This window comes from Kyrpidia spormannii (assembly GCF_002804065.1).
Taxonomy (GTDB): Bacteria; Bacillota; Bacilli; order Kyrpidiales; family Kyrpidiaceae; genus Kyrpidia; species Kyrpidia spormannii.
In genome coordinates, this window is sequence record NZ_CP024955.1 from 452,602 (window position 1) to 478,579 (window position 25,978).

Genomic DNA, 25,978 nt, shown 5'->3' on the forward strand with positions numbered 1-25,978 from the left:
GATGCACCTGTAACGGAACACTTCAAAAATACAGATAGTCATGTATAATGAAGAATAATGACCGAGGAGGTCGAAAGACATGTACGGCACCATGATGGATACCCCCCTTTTGTTGACGTCGTTTCTGGAGCATGCCGGGATCTACTTCGGGGATGTAGAAATCGTGTCGAGGAGACCAGACAAGTCGTATCACCGGTATCGTTACCGGGATTTCTACCACCGGAGCCGGCAGTTAGCCGAAGCGTTACAAAGAGCGGGACTGCGGCGGGGTGACCGGGTGGCGACGTTGATGTGGAACCATTACGCCCATTTGGAGGCGTATTTTGGTATACCCGCCGCGGGAGGGGTGCTGCACACGTTAAATCTGCGGCTGCATCCCGACGACATCGCCTACATTATGAACCATGCGGAAGACCGGTTCCTTCTCGTGGACGACGTCCTAGTACCCTTGTTCGAACAAGTCAAGGATCGGGTTGGGGTGGAACGGGTTTTCGTGGTTCCCCTAAGTCGTCAAAAGATTCCGGATGGTTACGAGAGCTATGAGGAGTTTTTGGCGACGGCAAGTGGGGATTTTCAATACCCGGATTTGGATGAACGCGAGGCGGCGGGGATGTGCTACACCTCCGGGACCACGGGGAAACCGAAGGGGGTCGTATACTCCCACCGGGCGCTGGTCCTTCATTCTCTGGCCAGCGCTATGGCGGGGGCTGTGGGCATAGCCCAAGAAGATACCGTGACTCCGGTGGTGCCGATGTTCCACGCCAACGCCTGGGGACTGCCTTTTACCTCGGTGATGGTGGGGGCCAAGCAAGTTTTTCCAGGTCCCCATCTCGATCCGGTGAGCCTGCTTGAGCTCTACGAGGCGGAGCAGGTGACGGTGACGGCCGGAGTGCCGACGATTTGGCTGGGGATCGTGCAAGAATTGGAGCGGGAACCGGAGAGATGGAGGCTTCAGCCCATGCGCATGTTGGTGGGCGGGGCGGCGGCGCCGGAGGGGATGATCCGGGCTTTCGACCGTTTCGGGCTCAAGGTGGTGCACGGCTGGGGAATGACCGAAACGAGCCCGGTGGCGACCCTGGGCCATGTAAAATCCACGTTGTCACACTTCAGCGAGGATGAACGATACGCCTTTCGGGCCAAACAAGGCTATGCCCTTCCGTTGCTCGATCTGCGGATCGTGGGCGAACACGGCGTGGCGCCTTGGGATGGCCAGACGATGGGCGAGCTCCAGATCCGGGGGCCTTGGGTGGCGGCGTCTTATTACAATCGCCCGGAGAGCGCCGACAGTTTTACCGAGGACGGCTGGTTCCGCACCGGGGACATCGCCGTCATCGATCCGGAAGGGTATGTGAAGATCACCGACCGGGCCAAGGATTTGATCAAATCCGGCGGCGAGTGGATCAGCTCTCTCGACCTGGAGAATGCCCTCATGGGTCATCCGGCGGTGGCCGAAGCAGCGGTCTTCGCGGTTCCCCATCCAAAATGGCAGGAGCGCCCCGTGGCGGCGGTTGTGTTGAAGCGGGGGGCCGACGCAGGGGAGGAAGAACTGCGGGAATACTTGGCGGCCCGATTTGCGAAATGGTGGCTGCCGGACGGCTTTGTGTTTTTGGATGAGATTCCGAGGACTTCAGCGGGGAAGTTCCTGAAGTCGAAATTAAGGGAACAATTTAAGGATTGGTATCCCCGAAACGTGCCGGACGCGGCGCAATGATTGTGGTGGCCTTAGTTGTCCCGGCGGGGGCGAGCGATGTTGGTGACCACAAAGTTGAGGAGTATGGCGCCGTAAAACACGTTGATGAGGTGGCCGATCACCATTTCGAGTTGGACGAACAGCTTCAAAAGGCGCCCCTGGGGAATGATGTCCCCGTAGCCAATGGTAAAAAAGGTCACCGAGCTAAAATAGACCGTGTCCCAAGGGTCGATGGTTTCTCCGGTGCTGAAATAGATCATGTTGTTTGGCGTGAAAGAGATGAGATCGTTGTAAATCTGGCCAAAGGTCAGGATGGTGACGATCACAATCACGACGTAGAGCACCGGGATGACGAGAATCCGGAGCCTGTACAAGGTCAGATCAAGGCGGAACAACAGCCCGGCCCAAGGATGTTCCGCCAGGGGACGAGGGCGCCGCTGTAAACTGATTTTGTAAGCGTAATAGATCATGAGGACCAACAGTTCCACGTACATTATTGAACTGAGGATGAGCAGCAGTCCGGTGGACGAGAAGTTGGCGGCGGCGTCAGAAAAGAGTCGGCTTCCGTTGAGATGGAGCAACAGGACCACATGAACGGCGGACAGGCCCATGGACAGAGGCCAGTTGTGGTACGCGACCACCGCCAGCCCCAGCGCCCAAAACCCGATGATCAGCGCCCCCAACCCCGCCCGAAACGGAATGACGGCCACGACCGGCGTGAGGGAGAGCAACAGCACCGCCGTCAGAAGCAGTGTGCCCACCGTTTTGACGAAAATGGAAGATGTCCGTATGGTTTGCCACGCCTCGCCGAACACGCCGGCGGTCTCGTTGCTCCGTCGCTTTGGTCCGCTCTCGCCGTCCACAACCGTTCCTCCTGCGGGCGCGTTCTCCGCGCCGATCACTTTGTCATGTCAAAATATAGACCAACTTACACCGGGCGGCAATGGGTCTTTCGGTGGAATCGGGGACGAAGGCACAAATATCCATCGATCAGGATCACGAGGACGGCGGCCTCGAAGCAGGGCGTTGCCGAAGAGAGAGTGGCGCTCGAGTTCAATGACCATAGATGTTGATCAAGCGACCGCCAGATTTCGAGAGATCGCCGGTAAGCGTGCTGAATGAGGCTAAAGTAGAATCTAACATACATTGTAAGATATATTCTTGACGGATGAACGGAATCTTTCTATCATGGAAGCAGTTGATTCGCAGTGACCCATGGGGGATAGGGTTGGGGGAAGGAGGGGGCGGAATGCACCTGACGGAGCGGGAAAAGGAAAAGCTGCTCGTGGTGGTGGCCGCGGATCTGGCCCGGCGCCGCCGAAGCCGAGGGCTCAAGCTCAACTATCCCGAGGCGGTGGCCATTCTCACCCACGAAATTCTCGAAGGGGCCCGGGACGGAAAATCGGTGGCGGAGTTGATGCAGTGGGGCCGGACGCTGCTCACCGAGGACGACGTCATGGAAGGCGTGGCGGACATGATCGAAGAGGTCCAGGTCGAGGCCACCTTTCCGGACGGGACGAAGTTGGTGACGGTTCACCGGCCGATTCAGCCCAAGGCAAAGCCGGGCGGGGACGCCGATCGGGGCGACGCGGACCCCGGTGCGGGCGATGGGGGCGCTGTGACTGGGGAAGGGGCGGCGATACGATGAATCCGGGGGAATTGTTCCTGCGTCCCGACGTCATCCGGATCAACGAGGGGCGGCGGATGGTGACGATCACCGTGGTCCATCGGGGCGATCGCCCCATCCAGGTGGGGTCGCATTTTCATTTTTACGAAGTGAACGAGGCGCTCGATTTCGATCGGGAAAAAGCCTGGGGAATGCGGCTGAACATCCCCGCCGGGACGGCGGTGCGTTTCGAGCCCGGGGAGGAGAAACAGGTCACCCTGGTGGAATTCGGCGGGACCCGGGAGGTGTACGGCCATCGCGGGCGTGTGAACGGTCCTGCCGGGGGAGCCGACGGCTCCCCGACCCCGGGAGGGGGGCTGGTGATGACCCGGGAGGCGTATGCGGGGATGTTCGGACCCACGGTCGGTGATCGGGTTCGTTTGGCCGATACCGAGTTGGTCGTCGAAGTGGAAAAAGATTTTACCGTGTACGGCGATGAATGCAAGTTTGGCGGGGGGAAGGTGCTGCGGGACGGGATGGGACAGTCGGCCAGGGCGCTCCGCCGGGACGGCGTCCTCGATCTCGTGATCACCAACGCCCTGGTCATCGACCACTGGGGCATTGTCAAAGGGGACATCGGGATCAAAAATGGGCGGATCGTCGGAGTGGGAAAGGCGGGAAACCCGGACACCATGGACGGGGTGCGCCCGGACATGATTGTCGGCGCTTCCACTGAAGTGGTGGCGGGGGAAGGGTGCATCGTGACTGCGGGCGGGATTGATACCCACATCCATTTCATTTGTCCGCAACAAGTGGAGGTCGCCCTGGCTTCGGGAATCACGACGATGATCGGAGGCGGGACCGGGCCGGCCACGGGCACCAATGCCACCACCTGTACCCCGGGGGCGTGGAACATTCATCGCATGTTGGAAGCGGCGGAGGGTTTCCCCGTCAATCTCGGCTTTCTAGGCAAAGGCAACGCCTCGACCGAGGCCGCCTTGGACGAGCAGATCCTGGCCGGGGCGGCCGGGCTGAAGCTTCACGAAGATTGGGGATCCACCCCGGCGGCCATCGACGCGTGCCTTCGGGCGGCGGACCGGCATGACGTGCAGGTTGCGATCCATACAGACACCTTGAACGAGGCGGGGTTTGTGGAGACGACCATTGCGGCCATCGCCGGGCGGACGATTCACACGTATCACACCGAAGGGGCCGGCGGCGGCCACGCTCCGGACATCATTCGCCTGGCGGGCGAGGCGAATGTCCTGCCGTCCTCGACGAATCCCACCCGGCCGTTTACGGTGAACACCATCGATGAACACCTGGATATGCTCATGGTCTGCCACCATTTGGACAGCCGGATCCCCGAAGATGTGGCTTTTGCCGATTCGCGCATTCGCCCGGAGACCATCGCGGCCGAGGATATTCTTCACGACATCGGAGCGCTGAGCATGATGAGCTCCGACTCCCAGGCCATGGGAAGGGTGGGCGAGGTGATTCTCCGGACCTGGCAGACGGCGGACAAAATGAAGCGACAGCGGGGCCGCCTTCCGGAAGAACGGGGCGACAACGACAATGAGCGGGTGAAGCGTTACATTGCGAAATACACCATCAACCCGGCCATCACCCACGGGATCGCCGATTACGTGGGTTCGGTGGAACCGGGCAAATGGGCGGATCTCGTGCTTTGGAAACCGGCTTTTTTCGGGGTGAAACCGGAACTGGTGATCAAAGGCGGGATGATCGTCCATGCCGCCATGGGAGATGCGGGTGCGTCGATTCCCACGCCCCAGCCGGTGTTCGGCCGGCCGATGTTCGCGGCGTTCGGGGCGGCCGCCCCGGGTCGATGTTTTACCTTCGTGTCCAGAGCGGCTTGGGAGGCGGGCATTCGGGATCGGTTGGGATTGCGCCGGGAGGTGGTTCCGGTGAAGAACTGTCGAAACCTAGGAAAAAAGGATATGGTGAACAACTCCGCCACGCCCCGGATCGAGGTGAATCCGGAAACCTATCAGGTTTGGGTGGACGGTGTCCTGGCGGCGTGTGAACCGATCCGGACCGTCTCCATGGGTCAGCGGTATTTTCTTTTTTGAAGGGGGACGGGCAATGCGTCTCGATCTGCGGGGGCTGCCTCTGTTGGATTCCGCATTTCCCACCGGCGCGTTCGCCCACTCGTTCGGCCTGGAGACCGCGGTGCGGGAAGGCCGCGTGTCCGGTCCGGGGGAGCTGCGCAGATGGCTGGAGGCGTCGGTGTGGGCGGGAACCGGTCGGACCGACGGGGTGGGGGTGTTTTGTGCCCACGCCGTCGTGTCGGGAGGCGGACTCACCTCCCCGGGCTCGCTCGGAGAGGAGCGCCTCCAGGAGGTGGACCGGCGTCTCACTCTCATCCGGCTGGCGCGGGAATCCCGGGAAGGGAGTGTGAAGATCGGTCGGCGGTATGTTCGACTGGCGGAAGCGGTGTACCCGGAAGCCGGCATCGAAAGGTACCGGAGATGGATTGAAGAAGGGGGGTGCTTCGGCCAGGCCCCGGTGGTCCACGGATGGTTGTGGGCGCATCTCGGCGGCGGGGCCGAGGACGCCGTGGCGGGGTATCTGTATGCCGGGGTGGTCGGGGTGGTCCAATGCGCGCTCCGCCTGTCGGTGGTGGGCCAGACCGACGCCCAGAGGACGATTCGGGATCTTTTGCCCGATGTGGAGGCGGTGGCGGGGGAGATCGTTCGGCTCCGTCCGGAACCCTGGCAGATGGGGGCGGCGTGTGTGTTTCAAGAGGTGGCGGGAATTCGCCACGAGACGCTGTATTCCAGGCTGTTCATGTCGTGATCGGCCGGCGTCGTCTCCGGCCAGCGATCGCGCGGACAAGAAATCGAGTGAGACCAAGGAGGAAGAGTCCGTGTGTCAAGGTCATGATCATCATCATCACGAGTGGCGGCATCGGAGTTTTGCCGGCGGCAGGCCGATGCGGGTGGGGGTCGGAGGGCCGGTGGGATCCGGAAAGACGGCTTTGGTGGAAAAATTGTGCGCGGAGCTGAAAAATACTTACAGTGTGGCGGTAATTACGAATGATATTTATACGAAAGAGGATGCGGAGATTCTGGTCCGAACCGGCGTTCTTCCCGGGGAGCGCATCATTGGGGTGGAGACGGGAGGTTGTCCGCACACCGCCATCCGGGAGGACGCTTCGATGAACATGGATGCCGTAGAAGAATTGGAGAAGCGTTTTCCGGATCTGGATATGATTTTCATCGAGAGCGGCGGAGACAATCTCGCGGCGGCTTTCAGTCCGGAATTGGCCGATCTGTTCATTTACGTCATCGATGTGGCTCAGGGGGACAAAATTCCCCGGAAGGGCGGCCCAGGGGTGCGACAGTCGGACCTCCTGGTGATCAATAAGATCGACCTGGCTCCGTACGTCGGCGCGAGCCTGGATGTGATGGACCGGGATTCCCGGGCGATGCGGGGCGACCGGCCGTTCGTGTTCACGAATTTGATGAAAAATGTCGGGGTGGCGGATATCGCCCGCTGGCTGGCCGATCAGTATCACAGGGCCGAGGCGGCCGGCTGAGGATGGAGCGGCGGGTCCACGGAGTGTGGCGGGGGACGGCGGCGGTGCGCGGGGGCCGGACGGTGCTTGCCGACAGTTACCAACAGGCGCCGCTGAAGGTGGCGAAACCGTTCTACGCCGAGGACGGAACCATGGTGATTTACCTTATGGACGCGTCCCCGGGTCTTTTGGGCGGCGATCGGTACGAGATCGCGTGCGCCTTGGGTCCCGGGGCGCGCCTCTTTTTGACCACCCAATCGTCCTGCCGCCTCCACCCCGGGGCCGAAGAGGCGGAGAGCGTGCTCATTCAGCGGTTCCGGGTGGAACGGGGCGCCGTTTTGGAATATTTTCCCGACCCGGTGGTGCCCTTTGCCGGGTCTCGCCACCGCGGAGAGACGGTGCTGGAAGTGGCTGCGGGAGGAGTCGCCTTGGTGGCGGAAACGGTGACGCCGGGGCGGTGGGGAATGGGGGAGGTGTTTCGGTTTGCGGACTTGCGCCTGCAAACGTCCATTTATTGCGATGGGGTGTGGACGGCGTGGGATTCGCTGTGGATAGAACCGGCCGGGATGCCGATGGGTACCGCCTGGGGGGAGTTTACCCACATGGCCACGCTGTGGGTGGTGTCCGATCAGTTGGGAGAGGAGGAAATCGAACTTCTTCGGGAAGTGACGGAGGCCGGTGAGGAGGAGATTTACGGTGGCGTGTCCCGCCTGGAGCGAGGGGGCTGTGTCCTTCGTGCCCTGAGCCGGTCGGTGCGGCCGTTGCAGGCATGGGTGTACCGTGTCAGGGAAGTTCTGCGGCCGTGTTTGATCGGCAGTCCGGCTTGGCCGGTGCGGAAGCCGGGATCTATTTGAAGGGCGCGTAAAGAAGCGGCGATTTTTGGAGCAATTTTACGTTAGGTTAACTTGACATATAACGTTTCTTTTTGGTACAGTACAAATAAGCAAAGTTGCCATTTAGCTAACGCAACAATAAAGGCCTCGGCGGTGCCGGTTTTCCGGTCCCGACGCCGATCTGCGGATACCCGAGAGGAGGATGGGGAGGATGGCGCAAGTGAAGACGCTGCGCGACTTGGAGCGCCAAAAGGACGAAGTGATGGAGATGTATCTGTTTGCTTCGCCGGAGGATCGGGTAAAGCTTTTGGTGCGCCACATGGAACTCCAGGAGAGCATCGACGAGTTGACGGCCGCCGGCGAGGCGAACCGGCCGAAGCCGGTCCGTCGGTGGCATCGCCGGCGCCGGGTATGGAACTACCTTTGATTCTATGGGGCTGAAACGGCGGGAAGACCGATCTGCACCTCGGTCCGCCCCGTCCGGCGGAGCGGGTGACGGCCCACCCGTAGAACCCAGGACGGGCTCAGGGGTGCTGCGGGTGGCGGGTGGCTGCCCGGATGCGAGATGGGAAAAAACGACTGTGTCGATTCCTGTCCGATTTGGCGAATCGGACAGGAATTTTTATTTACAGTGTCGAATCTGGTTATGGATCATCCTCGCATCGGGCGGCGGACGCAGAGGGAGGGACATCGCCGGCATGATCGAGATGCACGATGTATGGAAGACGTACCCGAACGGTGCGACGGCCCTTCAAGGCATCGATATCCGGATCGACCGGGGGGAATTTGTATACGTGGTCGGACCGAGCGGCGCCGGAAAGTCGACCTTCGTCAAGTTGATGTACCGGGCGGAGAGGCCGACGAAAGGGCAGATTTTCGTGAACGGTTTCAATATCGACCGCATGAGGGAGCGGCGCATTCCTTATCTGCGCCGCCATATTGGCGTTGTGTTCCAGGACTTCAAATTGCTTCCACAGCTGACGGCGGCGGAAAACGTGGCCTTCGCCCTGGAAGTGATCGAGATGCCCCGGCGGCAGATTCGACGTCGAGTGGCGGATGTGATGGAGCTGGTGGGGCTGTCCCACAAGATGCACGCCCGGCCTAATGAGCTCTCCGGAGGGGAACAGCAGCGGGTGGCGGTGGCCCGGGCTCTGGTGAATAATCCGGTGGTGCTCATTGCGGACGAGCCCACGGGAAACCTGGATCCGGAAACGTCCTGGGAGATTCTTCGCTTGCTGGAAAAGATCAATGACCGCGGAACTACGGTGGTCATGGCGACGCACAACCGGGATATTGTGAACACCCGCAAAAAGCGCGTGATCGCCATTGAGCAAGGCCGGATCGTCCGTGACGAGGAGCGGGGGGTTTACGGATTATGAAGGTGCGTACCCTGGGTCGACATTGCCGCGAAGGCCTGCTGAACCTGGGGCGTAACGGGTGGATGACCGTCGCCTCGATCAGCGCCGTGGCGGTGACGTTGCTCATCCTGGGCGTGTTTGTGGTAATGGCCTGGAACGTCCAGAACCTGTCCAGGCAAGTGGAGCAGCAGGTGCAGATGAACGTGATTCTAAAAGACGGCACCACGCCGGAGCAGATCAAGGCGGTGCAACAGTGGCTGGTGGCCCGCCCGGATGTGGCGAAGGTGACCTTCGTGTCCAAGGAGCAGGGGCTGGCCAATTTGCGGGCGTCGCTCAAACAGGACAGCAATTTGCTCGATGGGCTGGATAAGCAAAATCCCCTGCCCGACAAATTCGTGGTGCAGGCAAAGGATCCGCGGATGACGGGACAGGTGGCGGCGGCCATCGAGAAGTTGCCCGAGGTGGACTCGGTGCGTTACGCCCGGGACATGGTGGAGCGGTTGTTCCAGGTGACCCGGATCGTCCGGGACATCGGTTTGATTTTCATCGTCGGGCTCTTGTTTACGGCCATGTTTCTCATCGCCAACACCATTAAACTGACGATTTTCGCCCGGAGGCGGGAGATCGAGATCATGAAACTGGTGGGCGCCACGAACGGGTTCATCCGTTGGCCATTTTTTGTGGAAGGGATCTTCCTCGGGGCACTGGGGGCACTGTTCCCCATCGTGGTCATCGTCGTCGCGTATCGATACCTCGTGGATGCCGTACCGAGCTTCTATTATTTTCAGTTGGTGCCTGCTCATCCCCTGCTTGAACAGATGGCGGCCCTGCTGTTGGGGGTGGGGGCTTTTATCGGGGTTTGGGGCAGCGTGGTATCGATGCGGCGCTTCCTGCGGGTGTGAGGAAAGGTAAAAAGTTTCCTCGGCTCGGGCTCCGCAGGGTGCGCCGGGACGGCCAGTGGCTCATGGAAGAAAACGGGCGAGCGCGGGCGGTTTGCCACGACTCCCGGAGCGACGGGGCGCCGGGTCGGGTGAACCGCCCGGATTGTCTGGATGCAGCTATTGTCTCGGCGGCTGAGATTGGCCAAGATACAAGGTAAGACGGTGTCGATGGGCGCCGTACATTGAGTCAGGGGTGGTGCTGCGTTCATGCAAGTTCGTTTTCGCAGTCTGGTCATCGCCGTGGTCCTGGCCCTGATCGTGGGGAGCGCCGGCACCTATGGAATTCTCCAGTGGCGGGGCGACCTGCTCAGTCCCGGGGTACCGTTGACGGCGGCGGACCGGGCTGAATTCGAAAAGTTGTTTCGTTCCTTTCAAACTTTGAAAGCGCAGTACTACCAACCGGTAGACGATGCAAAATTGGTGGACGGCGCCATCGGAGGCATGGTCCAGGCTCTGGGCGATCCCTTCTCCAGCTACATGGACCGATCGACGGCTCAACAGTTTCACGAATCGCTGGGGTCCTCTTTCGAGGGCATCGGCGCTGAGGTCAAAGCGGAGAACGGGAAGATCGTCGTGGTGGCGCCGATCAAGGGTTCGCCGGCGGAAAAGGCGGGCCTTCGGGCCAACGACCAAATTCTGTCTGTGAACGGAAAAAGTCTCCAAGGCATGAATGTCAACGACGCGGTTTTGCTAATCCGCGGGAAAAAGGGCACTGTGGCGGATCTGGAGATCCAGCGCCCAGGGGTGAAAGATGTCCTGCACATCAAAGTGGTACGCGACACCGTTCCCTTGACCACCGTGGATTCGTCCATGGTGGAGCCGGGAATCGGGCGAATCGCCATTACCCAGTTTAACGAGAACACCGGCAAGGAGTTCGACGATGCCCTCGCCAAGCTGCAGGCCCAGGGAATGCGCGGCTTGATCCTGGATTTGCGCGGGAATCCCGGGGGGTATCTGGAGGCGTGCCTGGAAATCGCCAATAAACTCATCCCGAACCACGGGATTATCGTTCAAGTGGTGGACCGGGCGGGGAGGAAGGACGTCCATCGTTCGACCCTGGACAGGGCGCCCTTTCCGGTGGTCGCCCTGATTGACGGCGGCAGCGCCAGTGCAGCGGAAATCCTCGCCGCGGCCCTGCAGGAGGCGGCCCACGATCCCCTGGTGGGACAAAAATCGTTCGGCAAGGGAACGGTCCAGACGGAGCTTGATTTTCCCGACGGCAGCAACATCAAGTACACCATGGCCAAATGGCTAACGCCGGATGGGAATTGGATTCACCAAAAGGGAATCCAACCGAATTACCCGGTGGCCCTGCCGTACTATTGGCAGTTGCCTCCGTTGTCCATTACAAGGCCGATAACTCCTGATAGTACAGACACCTCCGTGAAGATCATGCAAAATTTTCTCGAGGCGCTCGGGTACTCCCCGGGACGGACAGATGGGTATTTCAGTCCGCAGACTACGGAGGCTTTGCGGGCGTTTCAGCAGGCGAAGGGGCTTTCGCCCACCGGCATCCTCGACCCGGATACGGCTATGGCTTTGAATGATGCGGTCATCGCCAAGGAAAAGCAGAGCGACCCGGTGATGCAAAAAGGGATCGAGGTGCTGAAGTCTTTAATAAAGGTCTGAGGATCCGGATCACGGTTAAACATAAACAGGGATCGGAGGATCCGGTGTCGAAGTTATACCCTGCAGAGGAATCTGTGGGGTTTCTTGTTTTCGGGGGGATGAAACCATGGCCGGTTGGGGCGCAGTGGTTCCGGCGGTTGTCGCGGTGTGGGCGGAACCTTTCGCGTGGTGGGCCGCCCTGACGGTCCTTTTCAGGTACTTGGCCCAGGTCCGGGTGGAACGGCGGTTGCACGGGGTCAGGATGCACCCGGCGTCGATTCGGTGGGTGATGTCCCTGGTCCTGGGGATGGCCGGTGGATTCGTGGCCTCAATGGTGCTGTGGGTCCTGGGGCTCGCCGGGGAGGGGCCGGGCGTGGCATGGGCAGCTGCCGTCACCCTGGTTTTGGGATGGGTGCGCAGTCGGTGGATGACTTTCGCCTATGGGGCGGGAGTTGTCAGCTTGGCGAGCCTGGCGGCCGGATGGTTCCCCCAAGGATGGATTCCAACAGGATGGGCGGGGTTTTGGGCGGGCTTGACTCATCTCGATGTGTCCTCGATGCTGGGGGCGGCCGGGGTTTTCGGGGTGGTGGAAGGTGCGCTCGTGGCGGTGATCGGCCACTTATGGGCCATCCCCGCGCACTTGCCCGGACGCCGGGGCGGAGCTGTGGGAGGGTACCTCCTGCAGCAATTTTGGGTGATGCCTGCGGTGACGACAGCCTCCTTCCTTTCTTGGCCGGCGGGTGCGATTCTTCCTGGCGGCCTTGCGCCAGTTCCCATCACGGTCGGCTTTGAAACGGCGGCGGTGGCCCGGTTACCTCGGGAGCGAGCCCTGGCCAGTGCAGGGATGATCGCGTTATTCGGGTGCATCCTCCTGGCCCTCGCTTGGGTGGCGCGGGAACGTTCCGCCCTCGCCTGGGTGGCCGCCCTTTTTGCCCCGGTTGCCCGGGAGTGGATCAGCTTGTGGAGTTTCCGGCGGGAGTGGTCGGGGTCGCCCCGCTTTGCCCAAGGGCCGGGCGGGATCCGGGTGTTGGCTGTGGTGCCCGGCTCCCCAGCGGCGGCTCTTGGACTTCGGCCCGGGGACACGGTGACGGAGGTCAACGGGCGGGAGGTTCATTCTTTGACCTCTTTGTATGAGGCGATCCGCCTTCAGCCGGCCTTTGTGCGCATGGAAGTGCGGGATCCCGCCGGGGATGTGCGGATCTGCTCCCGCAGCCGTTATGAAGGCGAACCGCATCTTCTGGGGGTGGTCGCCTCTCCGGGTGAGGAAGAAGAAGTGGAGGCGCAGGTTCTGACCGTTCTCGGCCGTACTTTTTCGATATTGAGCGAGTTCCTCCGCGGGCGATCGACCAGGAAAGAACCGGTTAGGGGTGAAGGGTGATGGATTTTGCATCGGTATTCGGTATGATCGCCGGTATCGGCGCATTGGTGACCGCCTTTGTGCTCGAAGGGGGAGACATCTATGCACTCTTTCAGGGCACGGCGGCCCTCATTGTTTTTGGCGGCACTTTCGCCGCGACGGTGGTGGGCTTGTCCCGGGACCAGATCCGGGCCATCCCGGCTTTATTGAAAGTGGCCTTTTTTGGAAAGACGAAAGACCCGCACCGGTTGATCCGCGATCTGGTGGAGTTGGCCGGCACCGCCCGCAAAGAAGGGCTGCTGGCTCTGGAAGAACGAATTGAGGAGTTCGAGGATCCTTTTATGAAACAAGGCATTCAATTGATCGTCGACGGGGTTGATCCGGAGTTGGTGCGCACCATGCTCGAGACCGATGTTCAGTTTCTGGAAAATCGCCACCGCCAAGGGGTAGCGATTTTCGAGTCCGCCGGCGGATACGCGCCGACCATGGGCATCCTCGGCACGGTGATGGGATTGGTCCACGTTCTCAGCAATTTGAGCGATGTACAGTCCCTCGGACCCCTTATCGCCACCGCTTTTATTGCTACCTTGTACGGCGTGGCATCGGCCAACTTGATCTATTTTCCCATCGCAACCAAACTGAAACTGCGCAGTGAAGAAGAAATCATGATCCGGGAGTTGATTATCGAAGGGGTGCTCTCGATTCAGGCCGGAGAGAATCCGACTTTGCTCGGCCAGAAATTGAAGGCTTTCTTACCGCCGAAATGGCGCGAAGTCGAGGAGAGGAAGGGCGACAGTCGTGAGGCGGCGTAGGCGGCCTGAGGCTGAAAAGATCAACCAGGAACGCTGGTTGATCACATACTCCGATTTGATCACCTTGTTGATGATTTTTTTCGTGATCATGTACACCATGTCGAAGGTAGACATGTATAAATTCGTCAATCTTTCCGCCTCGTTGTCCCAAGCGCTGTATAACCAGAACCAGGTGCAGCTCAAGGGGCTTGGCACCACCGGACTCATCGCGGCCCAACCGTCGGCGGGTCCGCCCGGGCAGGTCCCTCCAGCGCCAGATTTTCTAAAAACGCCGGAGCAGGTGGCGGAAGAGCGCCAGTTGGCCCAGATCAAGCTCCAGCTGCAGTCGTTCATTCAGAAACAGGGCGTCGCCGGCCAAGTGGTGGTGGAGGACAAACCCAAAGGGCTGCTCATTAGTCTGAGAGACGTCATCCTGTTCGATACGGGAAAGGCGGATCTCAAGCCCGAGGCCCGCAAGTTGTTGGACGGCCTTCTCCCGTTTCTCGCCCAGGTGGGCAATCCTCTGGAGATCGAGGGGCATACGGACAATCGTCCGATCCATACCGCCCAGTTTCCGTCGAACTGGGAGTTGTCCACGGCCCGGGCGCTGACGGTGCTAGAGTACCTGCAGGCCAAGGGCATTGATCCGAAGCGCCTGTCCGCCACGGGGTACGGAGAGTGGAGACCGGTGGCTTCAAACGACAATCCCGAGGGGCAGGCGTTGAACCGACGGGTGAACATCACCATTGAACGCACGAGCGCAATCAACGGACCTGCTGATCAGGCGCCTAATCTGTCCGGCCCTTGAGATGGGAATTGGCCGATTGTATCGGGCTGCGGAAATCACGGCTCGACGGCGGATGGCTGGTGGACTGGGATAAACTAGTAAAAAGCCTGCCGCGGATCGGAGGGAGTTGGAATCGAGCTATATTTTTTAGGAACGGGGGCCGGTGCGCCGAGCAAAGAGAGGAATGTGTCGGCGGTGGGGCTGAGGCAGCCCCGGACCGGACGGTGGTGGCTATTCGATTGCGGCGAGGGGACCCAGCATCGAATGGCGGAGTCGCCCTTTAAATGGAATCGCCTGGAGGCGGTTTTTATCACCCATCTGCACGGCGACCATGTGTTTGGTTTGCCCGGCCTCCTGGCAAGCCGCTCCCTTCTGGGACTGACCTCCCCCCTGGCGATTTTCGGACCTTCCGGGCTTCGGGGATATTTGGAGAGTGTCTTCCAGTTTACCGATACCCACCTCGGGTTTGCACTGGAGGTGGAAGAGATCGGTGACGGCTGGGCTCGAACCTTTGCATGCGGCTGGACGGTCAGGTGCGGGAAGTTGTGCCATTCGGTGGAATCGCTCGGGTTCCGGGTGGAGGAACCCCCGCAGCCCGGGCGCTTTCACCCGGATAAAGCCTTGGCGTTGGGAGTGGAACCGGGGCCTGCCTATGCCCGGCTCAAACGGGGCGAGACGGTGGTGCTTCCGGGCGGGCGCATTGTGGCGGGCCGGGATGTCACCGATCCGCCCCGCCCTGGTCGACGGGTGGTCCTGCTGGGCGACACCGAGCCGTGTACAGGGGCTCTGACTTTGGCCGAGGGAGCGGATCTGCTCGTGCACGAGGCGACATTTCTTAGCCGGGATGAGCCCCTCGCCCGCAGGAGCCGACATTCCACCGCGGCGGAGGCGGCCGATCTAGCCCGGCGAGCCAAGGCGGGGAAGTTGGTGATCACCCACCTGAGCCCCCGTTACGCTGGCCGGGAACTGGAACTCCTGGCAGAAGCCCGGGCAGTGTTCCCGGCCACAGAGATGGCAATCGACGGGAGCTCGTTCCGTTGTGATCCGCATCCCTAGGGTCCGGGGCGGTAGAGTCTGCAGCGGAAAAGCCCCCCGGTTTCTCCGGGGGGGGTGGGAATTAATCTTCTAACCGATTGGCGTTCTCGCCGATCTCGTCCAGCTCGTCCATAGCTTCCTCCATATGGGCCCGGATACTTTCCATGCGGCGCCGGTTTTTGTTGACGATGTTTCGGCGCTCTTCCTCACTCAGGGAATCCCCCCGCTCCGCTAAATAATCTTCAGCTTCCAGCAGGTTTTCTTTGGTTTCCCTGGCAATTTCCATGTTACGCGCGCTGTTGTCCGCGCGGTTGTCCGGTTTTGGGTCCTGCCGCTCCATCGAGACCGCCTCCTGTATCTAAGATCGGGCTTTCGCAATGTTAGAATGCCGAGAACGGCGGCGGCTCATACCCGAGGGCTCGCGTACATTTGTTTGTGGGAACGGTCGCGCCTGGATCCTGGACGTATTATAATAAAGAGAGTGGGGAAAGCCGCCGATGCCGGCCGAGGGGGAGTGTCCATGACGGCGGGACGGTTTCAATTGGTTTCTGATTATGAGCCGAGGGGGGATCAACCCGAGGCGATCGCCCGGCTGACCGAAGGGGTCCGCCGGGGTTACCGACATCAAACGCTGCTGGGGGTCACGGGTTCCGGCAAGACCTATACGATGGCCAATGTCATCGCCCAAGTGAATAAGCCGACTTTGGTGATCGCCCACAACAAGACTTTGGCGGCCCAATTGGCTGCGGAATTCAAGGCGTTTTTTCCGAATAACGCCGTCGAGTATTTCGTGAGTTACTACGATTACTATCAGCCTGAAGCGTACATTCCGCATACGGATACCTATATCGAAAAAGACGCCAAGATTAACGATGAGATTGACAAACTCCGCCATTCTGCCACCAGCGCTTTATTTGAGCGGTCGGACGTGATCATCGTCGCCAGCGTCTCCTGTATCTATGGGTTGGGAAATCCCGACGAATATCGGACCCATGTTTTGTCCCTCAGGGTGGGCATGGAGAAAAGCCGCCGGGAGATCCTGCGCCGTTTGGTGGACATGCAGTACGAACGAAACGATATCAATTTCGTCCGCGGGACCTTTCGAGTTCGTGGCGATGTGATTGAGATTTTTCCCGCATCCCGGAGTGAGCAGGCCGTTCGGGTGGAACTGTTTGGAGATGAGATTGACCGGATCACCGAGGTGGACGTCCTCACCGGCGAGGTGGTCGGGCAGCGGGAGCACGTGGCGGTGTTTCCGGCTTCTCACTTTGTCACGTCCCGGGAGCGCCTGGAGCGGGCGATCCGGGATATTCGCGTCGAATTGGCGGAACGACTGGAGGTGCTTCGCAGTCAAGGAAAGTTGCTGGAGGCTCAGCGGCTTGAGCAACGCACCAATTACGATCTCGAGATGATGCAGGAACTCGGTTTTTGTCCTGGCATCGAAAACTATTCTCGGCATTTAGAGGGGAGGCCGGCGGGGAGCCCCCCGAATACGCTGTTCGACTATTTTCCTGACGATTTCCTGCTGCTGATCGACGAATCCCACGTGACATTGCCCCAGATCCACGGGATGTACGGAGGGGACAAAACCCGCAAGGATACGTTGATTGAGCACGGATTTCGCCTGCCTTCGGCGGCGGACAACCGCCCGTTGACCTTTGAGGAATTTGAGAAAAAGGTGCACCAGGTTATCTACGTTTCGGCCACGCCGGGTCCCTATGAACTTGAACATAGCGAACAGGTGGTGGAACAAATCATTCGTCCCACCGGGCTATTGGATCCAAAGGTGGAAGTCCGTCCGATCCAGGGCCAGATCGATGACTTGGTGGGTGAGATCCGAAAACGGGTCAACCGGGACGAGCGGGTGCTGGTGACCACCCTGACCAAGCGCATGGCGGAAGATCTGACCGATTATCTCAAAGAGTTAGGTTTCAAGGTCAGATATTTACACTCGGATATTAAAACAATTGAACGGATGGCGTTGCTCCGGGATTTGCGCCTCGGCGTCTTCGACGTGCTGGTGGGGATCAACCTTCTCCGGGAAGGTCTCGATCTTCCGGAAGTTTCGCTGGTGGCAATTCTCGACGCGGACAAGGAAGGTTTTTTGCGGGCCGAGCGTTCTCTGATCCAGACCATCGGCCGGGCGGCCAGAAACGCCGACGGCCACGTCATCATGTACGCCGATACCATCACCGATTCCATGGCGGCGGCCATCCGCGAAACGGAACGCAGACGGGCCAAACAAATGCGGTACAATCAGGAACACGGGATAACGCCACAGACGGTGCGCAAGGCGGTTCGGGACATCATCGAGGCGACCAAGGCGGCGGAAGAACCTGCCGTTTATGAAGTGGTGCCAAAAGCCCAGAAACTGTCCAAACGGGAACGAGCCGACCTGATCCGCAGATTGGAAAAAGAGATGAAAGAGGCGGCAAAAGCCCTGGAATTCGAACGGGCAGCGGAACTTCGGGATTTAATTGTCGAATTGTCGGCGTCTTAGTTCGACATATTTCCCGGGAAATCAATCAGTGTGTCGAAGGGACGAGGTGACTCAAAGGGCATGCCGCAGGAAGCGATTGTGATCAAAGGCGCGCGAGTGCACAACTTAAAAAATATCGATGTGACGATACCCCGGGAGAAGTTCGTGGTATTGACCGGATTGAGCGGATCGGGGAAATCCTCTTTGGCTTTCGATACTATCTATGCCGAAGGGCAGCGGCGCTACGTGGAGTCGCTGTCCGCCTATGCGCGCCAGTTTTTGGGTCAGATGGATAAACCCGATGTGGACAGTATTGACGGATTGTCCCCGGCCATCTCCATCGATCAGAAAACCACCAGCCGAAATCCACGGTCCACGGTGGGAACGGTGACGGAGATTTACGATTATTTGCGGCTCCTGTACGCCCGGGCCGGGGAACCTCACTGTCCCAAGTGCGGTCGTCCCATCACTTCTCAAACGGTGGAACAGATGGTGGACCGCATCATGACACTGCCTGAGCGCACGAGGATTCAGATTCTCGCCCCGGTGGTCCGGGGGCGCAAAGGGGAACATGTGAAGCTTTTTGAGGATTTGGCGAAACAGGGCTTTGTGCGCGTGCGGGTGGACGGGGAGATCCGGGAGTTGACAGAACCCATCCGCCTGGAGAAAAACCGCAAGCACCGGGTGGATGTGGTGGTGGATCGCATTATTGTCAAGCCCGACATTGAGCAGCGGTTGGCAGATTCCATCGAAACGGCTTTGGATCGGGCCGGAGGCCTGGTGACCGTGTCTGTGATCGATGGGGAAGAATGGTTATTCAGCCAGAATCTCGCCTGCCCGGATTGCGGGATTAGCGTTGGGGAGCTGAGCCCGAGGATGTTTTCGTTTAACAGTCCGTACGGGGCATGCGAAGCGTGTACGGGTCTTGGCACGAACATGGAGATCGACCCGGAGTTGGTGATTCCGGACCGCACCCGCAGCATCGCCGAAGGCGCGATTGTGCCTTGGGTGGGAAGTACGTCGAATTATTATCCACAACTGCTGGAAGCGGCATGCAAAGCCTTTGGCGTGGATCAGGACGTTCCTGTGGAAAATTTGGATCCAGAACTGGTGGAGAAGTTGCTGTACGGGGCGCCGGGGGAGAGAATCCGGTTTTCGTATGAGAACGATTTTGGCCACATGCGGACTGCAGAAGTGTATTTTGAGGGGGTCATTCCCAATCTCGAACGGCGGTATCGGGAGACGGGATCGGAACACGTACGGGAGTTCATTGAGGAATTTATGAGTACAAAGCCTTGTCCTGCATGCCAAGGGCGGCGGTTGCGACCCGAAGCTTTGGCTGTTAAGCTTGGCGGGAAAAATATCGCCGAGGTGACGGCGCTGTCGGTGACGGAAGCCCTCGCTTTCTTCGAAAACTTGTCGCTCACCCCCAAGCAAGCGCACATTGCCAGGCAAGTCCTCAAAGAGATTCGGGCCAGACTCGGTTTTCTCCGGGATGTGGGCTTGGATTATCTCACCCTGGACCGGCCGGCAGGGAGTCTGTCCGGCGGCGAGGCCCAGCGCATTCGCTTAGCGACCCAGATTGGATCCGGTCTGACCGGGGTGCTGTATATTCTCGACGAGCCCTCCATCGGCCTCCATCAGAGGGATAACGAGCGGTTGATCCGCACCCTGGAGCGGATGAGGGATCTGGGAAACACGCTGATCGTCGTGGAACACGACGAGGAGACGATGTTGGCTGCGGATTACATCATCGATATCGGGCCGGGCGCCGGGGTGCACGGCGGCGAGGTGGTGGCCGCGGGGACGCCCCGGGAAGTCATGGCGAACGTCCAATCGGTGACAGGCCGTTACCTGAGCGGCCGGGAGTTTATCCCCCTCCCTGCGGAGCGAAGAAAGCCCAGCGACCGATGGATTGAAGTGGTGGGGGCTTCGGAGCACAACCTCAAAGGGATCGACGTGAAGTTTCCCGTTGGTCTTTTTACCTGTGTGACCGGAGTGTCTGGATCCGGAAAAAGTACGTTGGTCAACGAGATTCTCTATAAGGCCTTGGCGTCCCAGTGCAATGGCACCCGGGTGCGGCCGGGGGAGCATCGGGAAATCCGCGGCCTTGAATACGTAGATAAGGTGATCGATGTGGATCAATCCCCCATCGGCCGGACGCCCCGCTCGAACCCCGCCACGTATACCGGGGTGTTCGACGATATCCGCGAGGTCTTCGCCGGGACGCCCGAGGCGCGGATGCGCGGGTACAAGAAGGGGCGCTTCAGCTTTAACATCAAGGGTGGACGGTGCGAGGCCTGCCGGGGTGACGGCATCATTAAGATCGAAATGCACTTTCTCCCCGACGTCTATGTCCCCTGCGAGGTGTGCAAAGGGCGGCGGTACAACCGGGAGACCCTGGAGGTCCGTTATAAAGGGAAGAATATCGCTGAAGTTCTTGACATGACTGTGGAAGATGCGGCGGAGTTCTTTAAGGCTGTCCCCCGGATCGCGCGGAAGCTGCAGACTTTGTCCGATGTGGGCCTCGGTTACATGCGACTGGGGCAACCGGCTACCACGCTGTCCGGTGGCGAGGCCCAGCGGATCAAGTTGGCTTCGGAACTGCACCGCCGGAGTAACGGGAAGACCGTCTATATTCTCGACGAGCCCACCACAGGCCTTCACGCCGCCGATATTCGGAAACTCTTGGATGTCCTCCAACGACTGGTGGAGGCTGGGGATACGGTCATTGTCATCGAGCACAACCTCGACGTCATCAAAACCGCCGATTATCTCATCGACCTCGGCCCGGAGGGCGGGGATGGCGGAGGCCAGGTGATCGCCACAGGTGCTCCCGAAGACGTGGCGGCCAATCCGGCGTCCCACACCGGCCGATTCCTGGGTCCCATTCTTGAACGGGACCGCAAACGGTCAGCGGGCCGCCGCGACCGCCCGAGTGTGGCCGTGCCTTCCACAGGGTGATTGGAGAAAGGGGGTGTCCCATGCGTTGGATCGTTTCTCTCATTGTTAATGCGCTGGCTTTGCTCCTGGCTGCCCGGTGGATCGATGGCATTCACGTTCGAGGGTTTGGGTCGGCGGTGATCGCCGCCTTGATCCTCGGTATTGTGAATACTCTCATCCGCCCGATTCTGCTCTTTTTCACCCTCCCCTTGAACATCATAACTTTGGGGTTATTTACCTTTGTGATTAACGGTTTCCTGTTTTACCTTGTGGGGAATTTGGTACAAGGGTTTGAAGTCCGCACTTTGGGTGCCGCCATTCTCGGCAGTCTTTTGGTCACCGTGGTGAGTTTTATTGTCAACAAAGTGATCAGCATTCTGTAGCCTTAATCCGAGGAGATTCATCAAGAAACGGGATTCTGAATACAATAGAGGCGTATCATTGACACGGTATCACTGCTCCTCCCTCCAAAGGGGGATTTTTTATGCAGTGGGGGAGGAATTTCGCGAAGGATGTCGAATTCTTAATGTCGTTGTGTGTGTGCGCGGGGGAGGGGTTTGATGCCGGGAAAAGAAGAGAGAAGCACAACATGGCGAGAGTTTGTCGAAAGTTGTCGAAACTATGTCCAAGAGGAATGGATCGGCTTACGTTCCCGTCTGAGATTCCGATCGGTGGTGGGGGAGTTCCGCCGGCAGTTGAGCGGGCGGACGGTGGTGGTCCTCTCGGCGATGGTGCCCGTAGCGGCGGTGGGTGTGGCGGTGGTCCAATCTCACATCAATCGGGCTCCGCTCGCTTACATGGTTTATGTAAACGGGATTTATGTCGGGGTGACGCCGGACATACATAGCGTGGATCGGCTGAGGAACCGTTTGGGACCAGAAGCCCAAGTGGATGTGCGAACAGTACATATGGCTTTGCCGGCGTCGACGGCCGAGCAGTTTTGGCGATCCCTGGCGGCTTCCCCGGCAGTGCCAAAAGTGTACGCCGTTTATGTCAATGGGAAGCCGGTGGTGGCAGTGGCCACAGAAGACGACGCCAAGGCGGCGATCGAGAGGGTGAAAGCCCTGTATACCCCTCCGGGCGGCCACGTGGATCAGGTGGCCTTTCGGGAAAGGGTAGACTTTGGCCCGGTCGATCGATGGAGCGGCGCCACGGTGCGAACGGTCGATGAAGCGGTGCAGATTCTCCAACAGGGGACGAACGTGCAAAAACATTATCTGGTATCTAGGGGAGATACGTTGTGGACCATTGCGGCGGCCCACAACACCACCGTGGACCAACTGCAGGCTGCCAATCCGCAATTGGCGAACCCGGACGAGATTCAAGAAGGGGATACGCTTAACCTCAACGCCGTGCAACCTTACGTGCACGTGGAAGCGGTGCAGACGGTCACCCGGGAGGTGGCCATTCCCTACGATGTTCAGTATCAGGATGACTCGTCCATGCCCACCGGCCAATCGAAGGTGATCCGGGATGGGGCGGAAGGGCGGAAGCAGCAGACGGTCCGCATTCACTACGAGAACGGACGTCCCGTGCGGGAAGAGGTTTTAAGCGAGCAAGTGCTTCAAGATAAAGTGGATCAGATTGTGGCCCGGGGGACCGGGCCGGCGGCGGGATATGCCGGGCCGAACTGGATCTGGCCGACCACCGCGCACCTCATCAGCTCGCCCTACGGGGAATGGCGGGGACGCGAATCCCACCCCGGGGTGGATATTGCCGCTCCATATGGGGCGCCGGTTTATGCCAGTAATGGAGGTCGGGTGATTTTTGCCGGATGGGATTCAGGCGGTTACGGCAATTGTGTGAGGATCGATCATGGCAACGGCGTGGTGACGATCTATGGACACATGTCCCAAGTGCTGGTGTCCCCGGGTCAGGCGGTGGCCCAGGGTCAAGTGATTGGACATGTCGGCGCCACCGGCGAAGCCACAGGGCCACACTTGCACTACGAGGTTCGCGTGGGTGGTCATGTGGTCAATCCGATGCCGTACAGTTGATCAGGCCTGTGGCGGGCCACGTGGCGGCGGCTCTCAATTCCCCGGCGCATGGCATGGGATGGACAACGAACGCCCCCGGGAGAACGTGCACCCGGGGGCGTGACCGTTTTGACGCTGATGGCTCTAGCCGCCGTAGTTGAGGCCGGTCTCCCGTAAGGTCATTGGGTCGCCCTGCCGATGAACCCCCGCATTCACCACTTCGCCGACGAAAATGGTGTGGTCGCCCCGCTCATTGACATCCACCACTTTGCACTCGAACCAGGAGAGGGCGTCCGTGAGAATCGGGCTGCCCGTTTGTTCCGTGTAGAATTCGATGTCCCCAAACTTGTTCCCCACCCGGGAAACCGGTTTGAAAAAGGCGAAAGCCAGATCCTTTTGTCCGGTTTCAAGAACATTGACAGAGAACACGCCGCTGGATTTGATACCATCGCAGGAGGTGGTCCCCTTTTTCGCAGCCACTACCACCAAGGGCGGATTGAAGGAAGTTTGGGTCACCCAGTTGGCGGTAAAAGCATTCACATCGTCGCCCACTTTGGTACCAATGACGTAGAGTCCATATGTAATGCCGCGCAGTGCTGTCTTTTTGGCTTGTTCGTCCATGAGTATCACTCCTTTTTTCGACATGATCTCGACTCCGTTTTTTATTGTACAAAAAACCTCGGGCTCCCACCACCGATTTCTGTGGCCATCGGCTTCCTCTCAGCATATATAGGCGATAAAAACAGGGCTATGGTCCGGTGGGCCGGATGGACAGGGGTGAGTTGCCATGTGGGTGGTATTCGCCAGTTGGATTATCGGATTTCTGGCGATGTGGTGGGTTTTCGCCGATGCCTCGAAACGCCGGGGCCGCAATCTCGGGTGTTTGTGGTCGCTGATCGTCCTCATTCTCGGTCCTCTTGGATTGGTTGCCTATCTTTTTGTGCGCGGCTCGGACTAGAACCGACAGGCTAAACGGATTCAGGAAATCGATCGGGGAAGCTGGGAGGCCGCTGTCCCCGGGCGATTTTGGTGTATCATGAAAGAAAGGCCGTTTGGATTGACAGTGTCTGGGATGCCGGGTACGATACGAGTGTCCTTTTGTCCGGTTGGCCTGACCGAAAAGGCTGAGGTGAACAGAGTGGACAAACCCTTGATTTTTGAAAAACCGCACGGTGTGAAAGACTATCTGCCTCCCTGGGCACGGCGAAAACGGGAGTTGGAGGCGACTTGCCAGCGGGTGTTCCGCCGCTGGGGATACCAGGAACTGATCACCCCGACGATGGAGTTCTTGGAAACGTTTCAGAACGGGGCGCTCCGCAGCGGAGAAGACCGCGTGTTCAAGATGATCGACCGTTCGGGCCGGACGGTGGTCCTGCGCCCGGACATGACGGCTCCCATCGCCCGGGTGGTGGCCTCGGAATTGGCGGCCGAGCCCTTGCCCATTCGCCTGTCTTATACGGCTGCCATTTTTCGCAGGCAGGAGCGGGTGGCGGGTCGGGATGCGGAGTTCACCCAGGCCGGGATCGAGTTGATCGGGGACGGATCCGTCGACGCGGACGCGGAGGTGATTGCCTTGGCGGTCCGGACCCTGGAGGAAGCCGGGGTTCGGGTGTTTCGGTTGGCGGTGGGGGACGTGGGGTTTTTGGAGGGTCTGTTCGCTGAGCACGCCGGGGAGCCTCTGGCGGAGCGGCTGCGAAGCCATTTGGTGAAGCAAGATTTTGTCGGATTCGAGCAAGAGTTGGAGGACGCGGACTTGCCGGAAGCGAATCGGGAAACACTCCGGGCTGTCCCCGGATTGCGGGGGGGTCCTGAAGTGGTGGAGAGGGCCCGAGCCCTCACCACCCACCCAAGGGCCAGGCGATCCCTGGACAGGATGGGGGAATTATGGGGAATCATCGGCTTGTACGGGGTGAGCCACCGGGTTCAGATCGACCTCAGTCTGATGCTGGATTTATCCTATTATACGGGCATGATCTTTGAGGGATACGCCTCCGGAGTCGGCTTTCCGGTGTGCGCCGGAGGGCGTTATGACGAGTTATTGGAACGGTTCGGACGGCGCAGTCCGGCGACGGGGTTTATGATTGGCGTGGAACGAGTGTTGGATGCCCTGGAGCGGGAGGCGCCGAGCCCGCCGGTGGTGGTGCCCCGGATTCACTATGTGCCTCAGCGCCGCCAGGAGGCCGTGGCTTTTGCTCTCTGGCTTCGGGAGAAGGGCCGGAACGTGGCGTTGGAATGTCACCCGGCCGGCAGCGGGGAGGGACAAGCTGGTAGCTTGCAAGGACGGGATGCGGACGGTGAGCCGGTGTTCTGGTTGGATGGCGGAGGGACGTCCGGAAGCGCAGAGATGGCCGGCTGGTTTGAAGAATGGCGACGATCCGGTCAGCGGGAGGGAGCTTTGCGATGATGGAACCGCTTACCATTGCCTTATCCAAGGGGCGGATTCTGCCGCAGACGGTTGCCCTGTTCCGCCGGGCGGGTCTGGAGGTTCCCGAGGATCTGGACGAATCCCGAAAGCTGATCCTCCCGAGCGCAGACGGACGGCTTCAGTTTATTCTTGCGAAACCTGTGGATGTGCCGACCTATGTGGAATATGGTGCCGCGGATCTGGGAGTTGTCGGGAAAGATGTGCTATTGGAGGCTCGGCGAAATTTGTACGAGCTTCTCGATCTCGGCATTGGCCGTTGCCGCATGTGCCTGTGTGGGCTGCCGGATCTGGTGTGGCGGACTCACCGGGTGGCCAGCAAATATCCGCACATTGCGGCGGATTACTTTCGCGACCAGGGTAAGCAGGTCGAGGTGGTGTACCTCAACGGCTCGGTGGAATTGGCGCCCTTGGTCGGGCTGGCTGATGCCATTGTGGATTTGGTGGAGACGGGGCGCACCTTGAAAGAGAACGGGCTGGTGATTCACGAGGTGATCGCGCCCATTACGACGCGGATGGTGGCGAACCGCATGAGTTTTCGCCTCAAAGGGGAAGCCATCGATCGGGTGACCCAAGCGCTTCAGAGGGTTGTTGGCGGGGGGGATTCGTGTTGA

At 59.7% G+C, this 25,978-nt stretch carries 23 protein-coding genes and 1 pseudogene; 21 read left to right on the forward strand and 3 right to left on the reverse strand.

Annotation, left to right across the window (positions count from 1 at the left end):
- Positions 1 to 79: 79 nt before the first annotated feature.
- Complete coding sequence (locus CVV65_RS02355) at positions 80 to 1,711, forward strand: long-chain fatty acid--CoA ligase (protein ID WP_100666782.1); 1,632 nt, start codon at positions 80 to 82, stop codon at positions 1,709 to 1,711.
- 11 nt (positions 1,712 to 1,722) lie between these two features.
- Here the strand turns inward: CVV65_RS02355 and CVV65_RS02360 are convergent, their stop codons facing one another.
- The gene (locus tag CVV65_RS02360; RefSeq protein WP_100666783.1) at positions 1,723 to 2,553 is read right to left on the reverse strand and encodes a potassium channel family protein; all 831 of its coding nucleotides are present in this window, start codon (positions 2,551 to 2,553) and stop codon (positions 1,723 to 1,725) included.
- A gap of 386 nt (positions 2,554 to 2,939) precedes the next feature.
- Between CVV65_RS02360 and CVV65_RS02365 the strand changes: the two are divergent.
- From CVV65_RS02365 to rnz, 13 genes and pseudogenes are all read left to right on the forward strand, one after another.
- Positions 2,940 to 3,239, forward strand: a pseudogene (locus tag CVV65_RS02365) (urease subunit gamma); the annotation flags it as partial.
- Between the two features lie 95 nt (positions 3,240 to 3,334).
- Entirely contained in the window at positions 3,335 to 5,386 is a 2,052-nt protein-coding gene (gene ureC, locus CVV65_RS02370; RefSeq protein WP_100666784.1) for an urease subunit alpha, read from the forward strand.
- 13 nt (positions 5,387 to 5,399) lie between these two features.
- Positions 5,400 to 6,113, forward strand: coding sequence for an urease accessory protein UreF (locus tag CVV65_RS02375; protein WP_100666785.1), 714 nt, complete (start codon positions 5,400 to 5,402; stop codon positions 6,111 to 6,113).
- A 70-nt stretch (positions 6,114 to 6,183) separates the two neighbouring features.
- The gene (gene ureG, locus CVV65_RS02380) at positions 6,184 to 6,855 is read left to right on the forward strand and encodes an urease accessory protein UreG (RefSeq protein ID WP_100666786.1); all 672 of its coding nucleotides are present in this window, start codon (positions 6,184 to 6,186) and stop codon (positions 6,853 to 6,855) included.
- A 2-nt stretch (positions 6,856 to 6,857) separates the two neighbouring features.
- Positions 6,858 to 7,688 carry an urease accessory protein UreD gene (locus tag CVV65_RS02385; RefSeq protein WP_100666787.1) on the forward strand — a complete coding sequence of 277 codons (831 nt, stop codon included), beginning with the start codon at positions 6,858 to 6,860 and terminating at the stop codon, positions 7,686 to 7,688.
- Between the two features lie 190 nt (positions 7,689 to 7,878).
- Positions 7,879 to 8,094 (forward strand): hypothetical protein, encoded by a 216-nt coding sequence (locus tag CVV65_RS02390; RefSeq protein WP_100666788.1) that lies wholly within the window; start codon positions 7,879 to 7,881, stop codon positions 8,092 to 8,094.
- A gap of 271 nt (positions 8,095 to 8,365) precedes the next feature.
- On the forward strand, positions 8,366 to 9,046 hold the full coding sequence (gene ftsE, locus CVV65_RS02395; protein WP_013076147.1) for a cell division ATP-binding protein FtsE: 681 nt from the start codon (positions 8,366 to 8,368) through the stop codon (positions 9,044 to 9,046).
- On the forward strand, positions 9,043 to 9,927 hold the full coding sequence (gene ftsX, locus CVV65_RS02400) for a permease-like cell division protein FtsX (protein WP_100666789.1): 885 nt from the start codon (positions 9,043 to 9,045) through the stop codon (positions 9,925 to 9,927). The genes ftsE and ftsX overlap by 4 nt, the downstream gene beginning before the upstream one ends.
- Before the next feature lie 246 nt (positions 9,928 to 10,173).
- Positions 10,174 to 11,595, forward strand: coding sequence for a S41 family peptidase (locus CVV65_RS02405; RefSeq protein WP_100666790.1), 1,422 nt, complete (start codon positions 10,174 to 10,176; stop codon positions 11,593 to 11,595).
- Between the two features lie 106 nt (positions 11,596 to 11,701).
- Positions 11,702 to 12,952 carry a PDZ domain-containing protein gene (locus CVV65_RS02410; RefSeq protein WP_100666791.1) on the forward strand — a complete coding sequence of 417 codons (1,251 nt, stop codon included), beginning with the start codon at positions 11,702 to 11,704 and terminating at the stop codon, positions 12,950 to 12,952.
- Complete coding sequence (locus CVV65_RS02415) at positions 12,952 to 13,743, forward strand: flagellar motor protein (RefSeq protein ID WP_100666792.1); 792 nt, start codon at positions 12,952 to 12,954, stop codon at positions 13,741 to 13,743. The genes CVV65_RS02410 and CVV65_RS02415 overlap by 1 nt, the downstream gene beginning before the upstream one ends.
- Positions 13,730 to 14,530, forward strand: a complete 801-nt coding sequence (locus CVV65_RS02420) for an OmpA family protein (protein WP_197945540.1) — start codon at positions 13,730 to 13,732, stop codon at positions 14,528 to 14,530. The genes CVV65_RS02415 and CVV65_RS02420 overlap by 14 nt, the downstream gene beginning before the upstream one ends.
- 111 nt (positions 14,531 to 14,641) lie before the next feature.
- Complete coding sequence (gene rnz / locus CVV65_RS02425; protein WP_100666793.1) at positions 14,642 to 15,565, forward strand: ribonuclease Z; 924 nt, start codon at positions 14,642 to 14,644, stop codon at positions 15,563 to 15,565.
- A 61-nt stretch (positions 15,566 to 15,626) separates the two neighbouring features.
- On the opposite strand, the gene CVV65_RS02430 is transcribed toward rnz, so the two are convergent.
- On the reverse strand, positions 15,627 to 15,884 hold the full coding sequence (locus CVV65_RS02430; RefSeq protein WP_100666794.1) for a small acid-soluble spore protein Tlp: 258 nt from the start codon (positions 15,882 to 15,884) through the stop codon (positions 15,627 to 15,629).
- A 180-nt stretch (positions 15,885 to 16,064) separates the two neighbouring features.
- Here CVV65_RS02430 and uvrB point away from each other — a divergent pair, with 180 nt between their 5' ends.
- From uvrB to CVV65_RS02450, 4 genes are all read left to right on the forward strand, one after another.
- Entirely contained in the window at positions 16,065 to 18,044 is a 1,980-nt protein-coding gene (gene uvrB / locus CVV65_RS02435; protein WP_100666795.1) for an excinuclease ABC subunit UvrB, read from the forward strand.
- Positions 18,045 to 18,104: 60 nt separating this feature from the next.
- The gene (uvrA, locus tag CVV65_RS02440) at positions 18,105 to 20,987 is read left to right on the forward strand and encodes an excinuclease ABC subunit UvrA (RefSeq protein ID WP_100666796.1); all 2,883 of its coding nucleotides are present in this window, start codon (positions 18,105 to 18,107) and stop codon (positions 20,985 to 20,987) included.
- Positions 20,988 to 21,007: 20 nt separating this feature from the next.
- Complete coding sequence (locus CVV65_RS02445; RefSeq protein WP_100666797.1) at positions 21,008 to 21,349, forward strand: phage holin family protein; 342 nt, start codon at positions 21,008 to 21,010, stop codon at positions 21,347 to 21,349.
- 177 nt (positions 21,350 to 21,526) lie between these two features.
- Positions 21,527 to 22,963: a peptidoglycan DD-metalloendopeptidase family protein gene (locus CVV65_RS02450; protein WP_100666798.1), complete on the forward strand. Its 1,437-nt coding sequence runs from the start codon at positions 21,527 to 21,529 to the stop codon at positions 22,961 to 22,963.
- A gap of 123 nt (positions 22,964 to 23,086) precedes the next feature.
- Here CVV65_RS02450 and CVV65_RS02455 read toward each other — a convergent pair whose 3' ends face one another.
- The gene (locus CVV65_RS02455; RefSeq protein ID WP_100666799.1) at positions 23,087 to 23,563 is read right to left on the reverse strand and encodes a flavin reductase family protein; all 477 of its coding nucleotides are present in this window, start codon (positions 23,561 to 23,563) and stop codon (positions 23,087 to 23,089) included.
- 166 nt (positions 23,564 to 23,729) lie between these two features.
- Here CVV65_RS02455 and CVV65_RS16670 point away from each other — a divergent pair, with 166 nt between their 5' ends.
- The 3 genes from CVV65_RS16670 to hisG all read left to right on the forward strand — a co-directional run bounded on the left by CVV65_RS16670 (position 23,730) and on the right by hisG (position 25,978).
- The gene (locus CVV65_RS16670) at positions 23,730 to 23,900 is read left to right on the forward strand and encodes a hypothetical protein (protein WP_157935344.1); all 171 of its coding nucleotides are present in this window, start codon (positions 23,730 to 23,732) and stop codon (positions 23,898 to 23,900) included.
- A gap of 180 nt (positions 23,901 to 24,080) precedes the next feature.
- Positions 24,081 to 25,346 carry an ATP phosphoribosyltransferase regulatory subunit gene (gene hisZ / locus CVV65_RS02460; protein WP_232796688.1) on the forward strand — a complete coding sequence of 422 codons (1,266 nt, stop codon included), beginning with the start codon at positions 24,081 to 24,083 and terminating at the stop codon, positions 25,344 to 25,346.
- On the forward strand, positions 25,343 to 25,978 hold the full coding sequence (gene hisG / locus CVV65_RS02465; protein WP_100666800.1) for an ATP phosphoribosyltransferase: 636 nt from the start codon (positions 25,343 to 25,345) through the stop codon (positions 25,976 to 25,978). Before hisZ ends, hisG begins: the two co-directional genes overlap by 4 nt.